Genomic DNA, 12,615 nt, shown 5'->3' with positions numbered 1-12,615 from the left:
CCTCGCCCCCTCCCCGACCCTCCCCCGCTTTCGCAGGGGAGGGAGAGAAGAACCATTCCCGCTTATGCGGAGAGGAAGGATCAGGCGGCGGGGCCGTCCTTCTTGGTCAGGTCTTCGCCAGTGGCCTGGTCGACCTGCTTCATCGACAGCTTCACCTTGCCGCGATCGTCGAAGCCGATGACCTTCACCTTCACCGAGTCACCCTGCGACACCACGTCCGACACCTTGCCAACGCGCTGCTGCGCCAGCTCGGAAATGTGGACGAGGCCGTCGCGGGAGCCCAGGAAGTTCACGAAGGCGCCGAAATCGACGACCTTCACGACCTTGCCGGTGTAGACGACATTCATTTCCGGCTCGGCGACGATGCCCTTGATCCAGTCGATGGCGGCCTGGGCGGCCTTGGTGTCCACCGCGGCGACTTTGACCGTGCCGTCGTCCTCGATGTCGATCTTGGCGCCGGTCTGCTCCACGATCTCGCGGATCACCTTGCCGCCGGAGCCGATCACGTCGCGGATCTTCTCCTTCGGAATGTTGATCACGGTGATGCGCGGGGCGTTCTCGTTCACCGCCTCGCGGGCGCCGGTCAGGGCCTTGGACATCTCGCCCAGGATGTGCAGGCGGCCGTCCTTGGCCTGGCCCAGGGCGATCTTCATGATCTCCTCGGTGATCGAGGTGATCTTGATGTCCATCTGGAGCGCGGTGATGCCCGCGTCGGTGCCGGCCACCTTGAAGTCCATGTCGCCCAGGTGATCCTCGTCACCCAGGATGTCCGACAGGACCGCGAAGCCGTCGTCTTCCTTGATCAGGCCCATGGCGATGCCGGCCACCGGACGCGCCAGCGGAGCGCCGGCGTCCATCAGCGACAGCGAGGTGCCGCAGACCGTCGCCATCGACGACGAGCCGTTGGACTCGGTCACTTCCGACACCACGCGGAGCGTGTAGGGGAAGTCCTCCTTCTTCGGCAGCAGCGGGTGGATGGCGCGCCACGCCAGCTTGCCGTGGCCGATCTCGCGGCGGCCCGGCGAGCCCATGCGGCCGGCCTCGCCCACCGAGTACGGAGGGAAGTTGTAGTGGAGCATGAAGTGCTCCCGGTACTCGCCCTGCAGCGCGTCGATGATCTGCTCGTCCTGGCTGGTGCCCAGCGTGGTGACGACCAGCGCCTGGGTCTCGCCGCGGGTGAACAGCGCCGACCCGTGGGCGCGCGGCAGCACGCCGACCTCCGACACGATCGGGCGGACCGTCTTGGTGTCGCGGCCGTCGATGCGGCGGCCGGTCTTCAGGACGGCGCCGCGCAGGATGTCGGCCTCCAGCTCCTTGAACTCGGTCACGATGGCCTGGGTCTCATGGGCCTCGGCCAGAGCCTCCAGCGCCTTCGCCTTGGCGGCGCCGATCTTCTCATAGCGGACCTGCTTCACCGTCTCGGTGTAGGCGGCCTCCACGTCGGCGCCGACGGTCGCGCGCAGCTTCGCCTTCAGGGCGGCGCGGTCGTAGGCCGGCTCCGGCAGGTCCCACGGCTCCTTGGCGCACTCTTCGGCCAGATCGATGATGGCGTCGATGACCGGCTGGAAACCGCTGTGACCGAACATCACGGCGCCCAGCATGATCTCCTCGGACAGCTCCTTGGCTTCCGATTCGACCATCAGCACGCCTTCCTGGGTGCCGGCGACCACGAGGTCGAGCGCGGAACCATCAACGGCGTCCATGGTCGGGTTCAGCACATACTGGCCGTCGACGTAGCCGACGCGGGCGGCGCCGATCGGACCGAGGAACGGGATGCCGGAGATCGTCAGCGCGGCCGAGGTGCCGACCATCGCGACGATGTCCGGATCGTTCTCCAGATCGTGGCTCAGCACGGTGCAGATGACCTGCGTCTCGTTGCGGAAGCCATCGGCGAACAGCGGACGGATGGGACGGTCGATCAGGCGGCTGACCAGCGTCTCCTTCTCCGTCGGGCGGCCTTCACGCTTGAAGAAGCCGCCGGGAATCTTGCCGGCTGCGAAGGACTTTTCCTGGTAATTGACCGTCAGCGGAAAGAAATCGACGCCCGGCTTCGGCGACTTGGCGCCGACGACCGTGCAGAGGACCGTGGTCTCACCGTAGGTGACCAGCACCGCGCCGTCGGCCTGACGGGCGATCTTGCCCGTCTCGAACGTCAGCTTGCGTCCACCCCATTCGATTTCTTTACGGAAAACTTTGAACATGGATTCTTCCTTCCATCCGACACCTAGGCCCGCCGGATTGCTGGCCTAAGCCGGGGTCATCGGTCGTCGGACCCCGCATGTGAAAACCCAACAAAGGGCAAAACCCGAAAAGGGCTAAAAAAATCAAACGGCCGGTCCCGGAAGGTCCGGGCCGGCCGTCTGACTAGAACATACCTTCGCGAACAACCGAACGTCCCGACCGGCGCGACGCTCCCCAGTGCACCGGAACGCGGTGCGGCGGGTCGAGCGCTGATCGGGACGGATGTTCGGTCACCGGCACGGACGCCTTTTGGAAATCAGCGACGCAGACCCAGACGCTCGATGAGCGTGGCGTAGCGGCTGTTGTCCTTCTTCTTGAGATAGTCGAGAAGACGGCGACGCTGGCCGACCATCACCAGCAGACCACGGCGGGAGTGGAAATCCTTCTTGTGGCCCTGCAGGTGCTCGGTCAGGTTCCGGATGCGCTCGGACAGGATCGCGACCTGGACCTCGGGCGAACCGGTGTCGTTGGTGCCGCGCGAATAGTCCTTAATGAGTTCCTGCTTGCGATCGGGCGTGATCGACATCGGGGTCTCCATCGTTCATAGGTTGAGAACGCGCACCGGACGGACCTCCGCCCCCTCCACGCGCGCCAGCGCCACCGGCTTGCCGCCGAAAAGCGCAATGACGGTGCCATCCCCACCAACATCGCCGCGTAGCGCCGTGAGGCGTTCGCGGTCCTGCCGGGTGAGGAGTGCCACCGTCTGGCCGTGCTTCAGTCGGTGCGCTTCCGCGTCCGTCAGGGCCAGCGCCGGGATGTCGTCCAGCGCGGTCTCGATCGGCAGCAGAAGTCTTTCGACCGCGGCACCTTGCTCCATCGCGGTCAGATCGTCCAGGGAAATCGCCCCGTCCAGCGTGAAGGACCCCACGCGCAGGCGTCGCAGATCGCGGATGTGCCCCACCGTCCCCAACCGTTCGGCGAGGTCGCGGGCAATGGAGCGGACATAGGTGCCCTTGCCGCAATCCACCTCGAGCACCGCGTGGTCGGCGTCCGGAATCTCGATCAGCTCCAGCCGGTCGATGCGGACGGTGCGCGGGGCGATGTCCACCACCTCGCCCTCGCGGGCGATGTCGTAGGCGCGCTCGCCGTTGATCTTGAGCGCGCAGTATTGCGGCGGGATCTGCTCGACGAAACCGAGGAAGCCGGGCAGAGCGGCGCGGATCGCCTCGGCGTCGGGACGCACCGCGGACGTCTCCACCGCCGTTCCCTCGCGGTCGTCGGTGGTCGTGCGGGCGCCCCAGGCCACCGTGAAGCGGTAGGTCTTCTCGCCGTCCATGGCGTAGGAGACGGTCTTGGTCGCCTCGCCCAGCGCGATGGGAAGGATGCCCGTGGCGATGGGGTCCAGCGTGCCGCCGTGCCCGGCCTTCTCCGCGTTCAGATGGCGCCGCACCTTGGACAGCGCCTGCGTCGAGGTCATCCCCGCCGGCTTGTCCAGCACGATCCAGCCGTGGATCGGCTCGCCCTTGCGCTTACGAGCCACGGCGCCCCTCGCCCTCGCCGCCGTTGCCCTCGTCCTCGTCCTCGTCCTCGTCGTCGTCGATGTCCTCATCGTCGTCGAGGTCGTCCGTCCCGTTCTCGTCCTCCTCCTCGTCCCAGCCGTCGTCCTCGTCGTCATGGTCGTCATGGTCGTCGTCGCCGTTCACGCGGTCGGCGAGCGTGCGGTAGCCGACGTCGCGGGCGACCGCCGGGCTGTGCAGGATGTCGTCGATGCGACCGGCATAGTCGAAGGAGGTGTCGGCCTCGAAACTCAGCGTCGGGGCGTGGCGCAGGTTGATGGCGCGGGCGACTTGGCCGCGCAGGAAGGGGGCGGCGCGGCGCAGGGCCGACAGGGTCTCGTCCATCGGGCCGCCGCCGAGCGGGGTGACGAAGGCGGTGGCGTTGCGCAGGTCCGGGCTGATCCGGACCTCGGTCACCGTGACGTTCAGTTCCGCCAGTTCGGGGTCGTGGAAGTCACCGCGCCGGAACAGCTCCGCCAGGGCGTGGCGAATCTCCTCGCCGACGCGGAGCTGGCGCTGGGACGGCGGCTTTCCGGCCAGATCGTGTTTCTTTCTCATGCTGTCGATCCCGAATGCGGTGCGAGAGGGATCTGTCCCTCCGCGAAAACACGACAAGGGCGCATGGGCGCCCTTGTCATCTGTAACGTCACCTGTAACCGGTCCGTGAGCCGGGATGCGGCGGCGGGCTTACAGCTCGCGCGCCACCTCCTCGATCTCGAAGGCCTCGATGATGTCGCCGGCCAGGATGTTGTCGTAGTTCTCGAAGGCCATGCCGCACTCGTAACCCTCGCGCACTTCCTTGACCTCGTCCTTGAAGCGCTTGAGCGTCTTGAGCGTGCCCTCGTGGATGACGACGTTGTCGCGCAGCAGGCGGCAGCCGGCGCCGCGCTTGACGGTGCCCTGCGTGACCATACAACCGGCGACCTTGCCGACCTTGGTGATGTTGAACACCTCGCGGATCTCGGCGTAGCCAATGAAACGCTCGCGCAGGGTCGGCGACAGCATGCCGGTGAGGGCCGCCTTCACGTCGTCGATCACGTTGTAGATGATCGAGTAGTAGCGGATCTCGACGCCGTCGCGCTTGGCCATGTCGCGGGCCTGCGGGTTGGCGCGGACGTTGAAGCCGATGACCATCGCGTTGGAGGCGTTCGCCAGCGTGATGTCGGACTCGTTGATCGCACCCACCGACGCGTGCAGCACGCGGACCTTGACCTCGGTGTTCTCCGCCGTGAGCTTCTCCAGGGCGTTGGAGATCGCTTCGATGGAGCCCTGCACGTCGCCCTTGATGACGACCGGCAGTTCCTTGGCCTCGCCGGCCTGGATGCGGCTGAACATGTCCTGCAGCGAGCCGCGGGCCGACGCCGCGTTGGCGGCTTCGCGCTTCTTGCGCTGGCGGAACTCGGCGATCTCACGGGCCCGGGCTTCCGACTCGACGACGGTGAAGTCGTCGCCGGCAAGCGGCGTGCCGTTGAGACCGAGCACCTCGACCGGGCTGGCCGGGGCGGCCTGCTCGACGCTCTGGCCGCGGTCGTTGACCAGGGCGCGGACGCGGCCCCACTCCGACCCGGTGACGAACACGTCGCCGACCTTCAGCGTGCCGCGCTGGACCAGCACGGTGGCGACCGAACCGCGGCCGCGCTCCAGCTTGGCCTCGACCACGACGCCCTCGGCGGTGCGCTCCGGGTTGGCCTTCAGCTCGAGGATTTCCGCCTGCAGGAGGATGGCCTCCTCCAGCTTGTCCAGGTTGCGCTTGGCCTTGGCCGACACTTCCACGGTCTGGATGTCGCCGCCCAGCTCTTCCACGACCAGCTCGTGCTGGAGCAGTTCCTGGCGGACGCGGTCCGGCTTGGCGTCGGGCAGGTCGATCTTGTTGATGGCGACGATGATCGGAACCTTCGCGGCCTTGGCGTGATGGATCGCCTCGATCGTCTGCGGCATGACGCCGTCGTTCGCCGCGACGACCAGCACCACCACGTCCGTGACGTTGGCGCCGCGGGCGCGCATCTCGGTGAAGGCGGCGTGGCCCGGCGTGTCGATGAAGGTGATCTTCGCACCCGACTCCAGCTGCACCTGATAGGCGCCGATGTGCTGGGTGATGCCGCCGGCCTCGCGGCTGACCACGTCGGTCTGGCGCAGGGCGTCGAGCAGCGAGGTCTTGCCGTGGTCGACGTGGCCCATGATCGTGACGACCGGGGGACGCGGCACCAGCGCCGTTTCCGCATCGTCGTTGAGGCGCAGGCCGACCTCGACGTCCGCCTCCGACACGCGGCGCACGCGGTGGCCGAACTCGGCGATGATCAGCTCCGCCGTGTCGGCGTCGATCGTCTGGTTGATGGTGGCCATCACGCCCATGCGCATGAGCTGCTTGATCACGTCGGCGCCGCGTTCCGCCATGCGGTTCGCCAGCTCCTGAACGGTGATGACCTCGGGCAGCACGACGTCGCGGGTCACTTTCTGCGTCTCCTGACGGCTCATCTGACGGAGCCGCTCGCGCTCACGGGCACGGCGGACGGCGGCCAGCGAGCGCGTACGCTCACCACCCTCGTCGCTGAGCGCCTGCGAGACGGTCATCTTGGAGCCCTTGCGGCGATCGGCACCCGGAGCGGCCTTGCGAACCGGAGCCGGCGCCGGGGCCTTCTTGTTCCCGGGCTTGCCGCGGCGGTCGTCCTCTTCCTCGCCGAAGCGCGGAGCGGCCGGAGCCCCCGGACCACGGGCGGCCGGAGCCTCCGTGGTGGCCGCGGTGCGCGCACCGGCGCCACCGGCGGCGGGACGGGCGCCAGCGCCCTGCGGGCGGGTCTGCTCGGTGTCCTTGCGCTTGGCCTCGTCGGCCTCCTTGCGCTTGGCTTCCTCTTCCTGGCGGCGGCGCTCGGCCTCCTGGGCCTTGGCGCGCTCCGCCTCCTCGATGCCGCGCAGCTCGGCCAGCTCGCGCTGGCGCAGAGTCTCGGCGTCGAGAATCTCCGGCTCCTCCTCGACCACCTGGGCCGGCTGGGACGCCGCCTCCTCGGCGGCGCGGGCGGCGGCCTCGGCGGCCAGGACGGCGGCCTCGGCCTCCTCCTCGGCGCGGCGGCGGTTGTCTTCGGCCGCCCCCTGCAGGGCGCGGATGCGCGCCTCGCGTTCCTGGTTGGTCAGTTGACGGACGGCGCCGCCACCACCGCCGCGCTGGCGCTGGCCCGGCACACCCCGGACGGGGATCCCCTGGGCGGCCTGACGCGCGGCGGCGCCGCCGTCGGCCACGCCCGGCAGGGCGCCCTTCTCCACGGCCCGCTTACGCTTGACCTCCACGGTCACGGGCTTCGACCGGCCATGGGAGAAGCTCTGCCGGACCTGGGTCTCGACCGGCTTCTTCAGCTCCAGCTTCCCTTTGCCGGAGCCGGAGAGGTGCAAGACTTTCTTTTGGTCCTGGTCGTTGCTGTCGGTCATCGGTTCCCGAATGGTCAGACGTTGCTTACGTGGCCGGCCGGCGGAGAGCCGGCGACAAAGCCTTTGATACCCTTGAGACGCGCGGAGTCGCGTGCCAATCCCTTGGCCAGCTTCCCGCGCGCCACCACCGCATGCACGGCGTTTTCCCGTCCCAGGGCCGCGGCCATCGCCGCGGCGTCGAACAGGTCCACGACCGGCATGTCCGGCGCCAGCGCTGTGATCTTGCCCCGCTGGTCGGGCGAACCATCGCTGGCCTCGACCAGCAGATAGGGCGGTCCGGCGCGTCCGACCTGGTTGGTCTTCAGCGCCTCGCGCACCTTTTCGTATCCGGCCAGAGCCTGCCCGGCCCGGCGCGCCAGCCCGAAGGCATCCAGGCACCGCCGCTCCAGCAGCTTCTCCAGCCGCTCCGCCAGATCGGGCGGGACGCGCACCGCGCGCCGCGCCGCCTTGGCGAACATGTTCTTGGCCAATGCCTTCGCAAAGGCCGCCTTGTCCCCCGACAGCCAGAGGCCGCGGCCCGGAAGCCGTTCCTCCAGATCGGGCACGATCTCGCCGTCGGGTGATACCACGAAACGGATCATGCCGTCCTTCGGCTGCACGGTTCCGGTGGCGATGCAGCGGCGCAGCGGGCCCTTTTCCAGGTCCGCCGGCAGCAACGCCTCCCCTTCGGCCACGAGGCCGTCCGGTTCACCGTCCGCCGGAGTCTGTTCGTTCCTGTCGCTCAGCCCAACCATCCGTACCGTTTGTGCGTCCTAAGTCCCGGCTCAGCTCTGCGCCGCCTGGTCGTCGGCGGGGGGTTGCGCCGCGGCGGGCGCGCCTTCCTCGCCGTCGAACCAGTGGGCACGGGCGGCCATGATGATCTCGTTGGCCTCGTCTTCCGTCGGGGCCTCCTTGCCGAGAATGTCGCGCAACTCGTCCGCGGCGAGGTCGGCGAGGTCGTCCATCGTCTTCACGCCGTTCTCACCCAGCTTCACCAGCAGGGTCGGGCTGAAGCCGGTGACGTCCGCCACCGCGTCCTCGACGCCGAGCGCTTGGCGCTTCTCGGTCATGCGGACATCCTGCTCATCAAGGAAGTTGAGGGCGCGCTGCTTCAGCTCCTCCGCCACGTCCTCGTCGAAGCCTTCGATCTCGGCCAGTTCCTCGGTCTCGACGTAGGCGATCTCCTCCACGGAGGTGAAGCCTTCCGCGACCAGGAGATGGGCGATCACGTCGTCCACGTCCAGCGCTTCCATGAAGAGCTGCGAGCGGGTGCGGAATTCGTCCGAACGGCGCTCCGACTCCTCCTGCTCGGTCAGGATGTCGATGTCCCAGCCGGTGAGCTGGGTGGCGAGGCGCACGTTCTGGCCGCGGCGGCCGATGGCCAGCGACAGCTGGTCGTCGGGCACCACCACCTCGATGCGGCTGTTGTCCTCGTCCATCACGACCTTGGCGACCTCGGCCGGGGCCAGGGCGTTGACGATGAAGGTCGCCGGCTCCTGGTTCCACTGGATGATGTCGATCTTCTCGCCCTGCAGCTCGCCGACGACCGCCTGGACGCGGCTGCCGCGCATGCCGACGCAGGCGCCGACCGGGTCGATGGAGCTGTCGTTGCTGATCACCGCAATCTTGGCGCGCGAGCCCGGGTCGCGGGCGACCGCCTTGATCTCGATGATGCCGTCGTAGATCTCCGGCACTTCCTGCGCGAACAGCTTCGCCATGAACATCGGATGGGTGCGCGACAGGAAGATCTGCGGGCCGCGCGCTTCCTCGCGCACGTCGAAGATGTAGGCGCGCACGCGGTCGCCGTTCTTGAAGTGCTCGCGCGGCAGCAGCTCGTCGCGGCGCAGGATCGCTTCGGCGCGGCCCAGGTCGACGGTGACGTTGCCGTACTCGACGCGCTTGACCAGACCGTTGACGATCTCGCCGGTGCGGTCCTTGTATTCGTTGAACTGGCGCTTGCGCTCCGCGTCGCGGACCTTCTGGACGATGACCTGCTTGGCCGTCTGGGCGGCGATGCGGCCGAAGTCGATGGGCGGCAGCGGATCGACCAGGAAATCGCCGACCTGGGCGCCGGGCTTGCGGCGCTGGGCGTAGGCGAGGGTCACCTGGGTCGCCTCGTTTTCCACCGCCTCGACCACCTCCAGGTGGCGGGTCAGGTGGATGTCGCCCGTCTTGCGGTCGATGCGGGCGCGGATGTCGTGCTCATGGCCGTACTTGGAGCGCCCGGCCTTCTGAATCGCCTGCTCCATCGCCTCCAGGACCTCGTCCCGGTCGATGTTCTTTTCGCGGGCAACCGCGTCAGCGACTTGCAGCAGTTCCATCCGTCACACTTCCTGGACTGGCGTTTGTTCTTCGAGTGAAGCCCGGAGCGGCCGTCAACCCTGGCCCTGGCTGGCGCGGATCAGTTCATCCGTCAAGACCAGCTTGGCGCGCAGGATGTTGTCGAACTCCAGCCGGGCGGCTCCCTGTTCCGATTCGATGCACACGAGGCCGTCATCGACGCCCTTCAGCATGCCCTTGAAGCGCTTGCGGCCATCGACGGCGAGCCGGGTCTCCAGCTTGGCCTCGAAACCGGCGAAACGCTCGAAATCCTTCAGACGGGTCAGCGGCCGGTCGATGCCGGGCGAACTGACCTCCAGCGTGTAGGCGCTCTTGATCGGATCTTCAACGTCGAGCACCGCGGAGATCGCGCGGCTGATGTCGGCGCAGTCTTCGACCGTCATGGGCGCGCCGTCGGCGCGTTCCGCCATGACCTGCAGAACCATGCGCTGCCCACCGGTCAACTGCACACGCACGAGTTCGTAGCCCATGGCCTCGACCGACGGCGTGATGATCTGCTCGATACGACCGGTTGCTTCCATTCCACCTGACCCGCCCCCGCGGTCTCCCCTGGCACAGCGCCCTGGGACCAACACGGGGATTCCATACGCTGATAAAAAAATAAGTGGGCCAAGGCCCACCCGCAAAGCGTCCCGCCGGCCCGGTTTCCCGAGCCGCCGATCCGTATGGGTTCATGCGGTGAATATAGACATTCCGGAGCAGGCCGCAAGCGCTTTTCCGCAAGGTCCTATGCCAAGCGCTTGGCGGGCGGGTTCGGCCGGGGTAACGTCAAGCCTTCGGCGGCCTTTGCACCGCACGGAAAACACCCTGCGGAGGCCGCTCACCGTGATCCTCGAAACGGCCCTTCTGGCGGTCAAGCCCGGCGAAGCCCCGGCCTTCGAACGGGCGATGGCCGAAGCACAGCCCCTGATCGCCGCCACTCCCGGCTTCCTTGGGCTGGAACTGCGGCCCTGTTTCACGGCGCCGGACCGCTACCTTCTGCTCGTCCGCTGGGAGCGGCTGGAGGACCACACCGAAGGTTTCCGGGGGTCCGATCGCTACGCCCGCTGGAAGGCCCTGCTCCACCACTTCTACGACCCGCTCCCGGTGGTGGAGCATTACGGCGAGCCGGTGGTGTCTACCCCCGCGCCTTCCGTATGAAGCGCATGAAGACCGGCTTGCGCCCGGCCTCGATGGCCTTTTCCTCGTAGCGGGTGGGCGGCCAGTCCGCCGTGCGGTGGCGCCAGTCGGACGGGCCGCGTGCGGTCCATTCGAAGTCGGGGTGGCGGACCGTGTGCTCCAGCATCCAGCGCACCAGCCCCATGTCGTCGCTGGCCAGCCGCAGTTCCGCCCCGTCCTTCAGCACGCGCGCGAGGCGCGGCAGGTTGTCCGGGCCGATGAAGCGGCGTTCCCAGTGGCGCTTCTTCGGCCAGGGATCGGCAAACAGCACGAAGGCGCGCCCGATGGACGCGTCCGGCAGGGCGTCGAGCAGCGGACGGGCGTCGTCCGGAAGGACGCGGACGTTGTCCTGAACCTTCTCGTCGTCCACCAGCTTGAGCAGGCCGGCCACGCCGTTGATGAAGGGTTCGGCGCCGATCACGCCCACGTCGCGGTTGTTCGCCGCCTGCCACGCCATGTGGTGGCCGCTGCCGAAGCCGACCTCCAGCCAGATGTCGCGCATGGGGGCGGCGAACAGGGCGTGGGGGTCGATGCGGTCGCCCGGCTGCGGCACCGGGATTTCCAGCGACGGCAGGAGCCCGTCGAGCAGTTCGGTCTTGCGCTTGCGGAGCGGACGCCCCTTGCGCCGCCCGTAGAGCCGTTTGGACGAGTCCAGGAAGGAGTCGGTCATCGTGACAGCAGGGTCCCAAAACGAACGCAGGGGCCGTTTGGCCCCTGCATCCCGGACGAACGGGTCCGGTCTTGGAAGAAACCGCTTCTTAGAAGAATGCGGTGCGCAGATCGTTGACGAGGTCGGTCTTCTCCCAGGAGAAGCCGCCGTCGGCCTCCGCCTCGCGGCCGAAATGGCCGTAGGCGGCGGTGCGCGCGTAGACCGGCTTGTTCAGGCCCAGATGCGTGCGGATGCCGCGCGGGCTGAGGTCCACCAGCTTCTGCAGCACCTCCGACAGCTTGTCCTCGTCCACCGTGCCGGTGCCGTGGGTGTCGACATAGACCGACAGCGGCTTCGACACGCCGATGGCGTAGGAGAGCTGGATCGTGCAGCGCTCGGCCAGGCCGGCGGCGACCACGTTCTTGGCGAGGTAACGCGCGGCGTAGGCGGCCGAGCGGTCGACCTTGGTCGGGTCCTTGCCGGAGAAGGCGCCGCCGCCGTGCGGGGCGGCACCGCCGTAGGTGTCGACGATGATCTTGCGGCCGGTCAGCCCGGCGTCGCCGTCCGGGCCGCCGATGACGAAGCGGCCGGTCGGGTTGACGTAGAAGTTCGCCTCGTCGCACATCCAGCCCGCCGGCAGGCAGTTGAGGACGTGCGGACGGACGATCTCGCGCACCTCCTCCTGGGTCAGGCCGTCGGCGTGCTGGGTGGAGACGACCACCGCGGTGGCGCGCACCGGCTTGCCGTTCTCGTACTGCAGCGTCACCTGGCTCTTGGCGTCGGGGCCGAGCTGCGGGGCGGCGCCGGAGTGGCGGGCCTCGGCCAGCGACTTGAGGATGGCGTGGCTGTAGTAGATCGGCGCCGGCATCAGGGCCGGGGTCTCGTTGCAGGCGTAGCCGAACATGATGCCCTGGTCGCCGGCCCCCTCGTCCTTCTCACCGGCGGCGTCGACGCCGACCGCGATGTCGGCGGACTGGGAATGGACGAAGCACTTGACGTCCATCTTCTCCCAATGGAAGCCGTCCTGCTCGTAGCCGATGTCCTTCACCGCGGCGCGGGCGACCTGCACCAGCATGTCGGGGGTGATGCTTTCCGGCCCACGTACCTCACCGGCCAGAACGATCTGGTTGGTGGTCGCCAGGGTCTCCACCGCCACGCGGGCGTAGGGGTCGTGCGACAGGTACAGATCGACAATGGCGTCGGAAATGCGGTCGCACACCTTGTCCGGATGGCCTTCGGACACGGACTCGCTGGTGAACACGTAGTTGAGCTTGGCCACGGCGAACCTCGGCAATGGACGGGGGCTATTTTACAGAATATTTGGGGATGACC

Annotated in this window: 11 protein-coding genes; 1 reads left to right on the top strand and 10 read right to left on the bottom strand. The window is 68.0% G+C overall.

The window, feature by feature from the left end; genetic code table 11:
* Positions 1-80: 80 nt before the first annotated feature.
* The 8 genes from pnp to rimP form a co-directional block, all read right to left on the bottom strand.
* The gene (pnp, locus tag ACFPMG_RS26265; protein ID WP_376998186.1) at positions 81-2,201 is read right to left on the bottom strand and encodes a polyribonucleotide nucleotidyltransferase; all 2,121 of its coding nucleotides are present in this window, start codon (positions 2,199-2,201) and stop codon (positions 81-83) included.
* A gap of 296 nt (positions 2,202-2,497) precedes the next feature.
* A complete protein-coding gene (rpsO, locus tag ACFPMG_RS26260) occupies positions 2,498-2,767 on the bottom strand; it encodes a 30S ribosomal protein S15 (RefSeq protein WP_035670129.1) in 270 nt (89 codons plus the stop codon).
* Positions 2,768-2,782: 15 nt separating this feature from the next.
* Positions 2,783-3,721 (bottom strand): tRNA pseudouridine(55) synthase TruB, encoded by a 939-nt coding sequence (truB, locus tag ACFPMG_RS26255; RefSeq protein ID WP_376998185.1) that lies wholly within the window; start codon positions 3,719-3,721, stop codon positions 2,783-2,785.
* Entirely contained in the window at positions 3,711-4,295 is a 585-nt protein-coding gene (rbfA, locus tag ACFPMG_RS26250) for a 30S ribosome-binding factor RbfA (protein ID WP_376998184.1), read from the bottom strand. Before rbfA ends, truB begins: the two co-directional genes overlap by 11 nt.
* Positions 4,296-4,424: 129 nt before the next feature.
* Entirely contained in the window at positions 4,425-7,157 is a 2,733-nt protein-coding gene (gene infB / locus ACFPMG_RS26245; protein ID WP_137115329.1) for a translation initiation factor IF-2, read from the bottom strand.
* Positions 7,158-7,171: 14 nt separating this feature from the next.
* Complete coding sequence (locus tag ACFPMG_RS26240) at positions 7,172-7,891, bottom strand: RNA-binding protein (RefSeq protein ID WP_376998183.1); 720 nt, start codon at positions 7,889-7,891, stop codon at positions 7,172-7,174.
* Positions 7,892-7,921: 30 nt separating this feature from the next.
* A complete protein-coding gene (gene nusA / locus ACFPMG_RS26235; protein ID WP_376998182.1) occupies positions 7,922-9,457 on the bottom strand; it encodes a transcription termination factor NusA in 1,536 nt (511 codons plus the stop codon).
* Positions 9,458-9,511: 54 nt separating this feature from the next.
* Positions 9,512-9,997, bottom strand: coding sequence for a ribosome maturation factor RimP (gene rimP, locus ACFPMG_RS26230; protein WP_014238849.1), 486 nt, complete (start codon positions 9,995-9,997; stop codon positions 9,512-9,514).
* Between the two features lie 304 nt (positions 9,998-10,301).
* On the opposite strand from rimP, the gene ACFPMG_RS26225 reads away from it, so the two are divergent.
* Positions 10,302-10,616, top strand: coding sequence for an antibiotic biosynthesis monooxygenase family protein (locus tag ACFPMG_RS26225; protein ID WP_376998181.1), 315 nt, complete (start codon positions 10,302-10,304; stop codon positions 10,614-10,616).
* Here the strand turns inward: ACFPMG_RS26225 and trmB are convergent.
* Positions 10,594-11,304: a tRNA (guanine(46)-N(7))-methyltransferase TrmB gene (gene trmB, locus ACFPMG_RS26220; protein WP_376998180.1), complete on the bottom strand. Its 711-nt coding sequence runs from the start codon at positions 11,302-11,304 to the stop codon at positions 10,594-10,596. The genes ACFPMG_RS26225 and trmB overlap by 23 nt on opposite strands.
* 88 nt (positions 11,305-11,392) lie before the next feature.
* The gene (gene metK, locus ACFPMG_RS26215; protein WP_376998179.1) at positions 11,393-12,562 is read right to left on the bottom strand and encodes a methionine adenosyltransferase; all 1,170 of its coding nucleotides are present in this window, start codon (positions 12,560-12,562) and stop codon (positions 11,393-11,395) included.
* Positions 12,563-12,615: the final 53 nt, after the last annotated feature.

Origin of the sequence: Azospirillum himalayense (genome assembly GCF_042657465.1) — a bacterium.
GTDB lineage: Bacteria > Pseudomonadota > Alphaproteobacteria > Azospirillales > Azospirillaceae > Azospirillum > Azospirillum himalayense.
Note: the sequence above shows the minus strand (reverse complement) of the source record. Positions and strands in the feature narration are given on the sequence as shown.

Coding starts and splice junctions, on each gene's coding strand:
- rpsO (WP_035670129.1), bottom strand. CDS start 2,767: ATGTCGATCACGCCCGATCGCAAGCAGGAACTCATTAAGGACTATTCG.
- infB (WP_137115329.1), bottom strand. CDS start 7,157: ATGACCGACAGCAACGACCAGGACCAAAAGAAAGTCTTGCACCTCTCC.
- nusA (WP_376998182.1), bottom strand. CDS start 9,457: ATGGAACTGCTGCAAGTCGCTGACGCGGTTGCCCGCGAAAAGAACATC.
- trmB (WP_376998180.1), bottom strand. CDS start 11,304: ATGACCGACTCCTTCCTGGACTCGTCCAAACGGCTCTACGGGCGGCGC.
- rbfA (WP_376998184.1), bottom strand. CDS start 4,295: ATGAGAAAGAAACACGATCTGGCCGGAAAGCCGCCGTCCCAGCGCCAG.
- pnp (WP_376998186.1), bottom strand. CDS start 2,201: ATGTTCAAAGTTTTCCGTAAAGAAATCGAATGGGGTGGACGCAAGCTG.
- rimP (WP_014238849.1), bottom strand. CDS start 9,997: ATGGAAGCAACCGGTCGTATCGAGCAGATCATCACGCCGTCGGTCGAG.
- ACFPMG_RS26240 (WP_376998183.1), bottom strand. CDS start 7,891: ATGGTTGGGCTGAGCGACAGGAACGAACAGACTCCGGCGGACGGTGAA.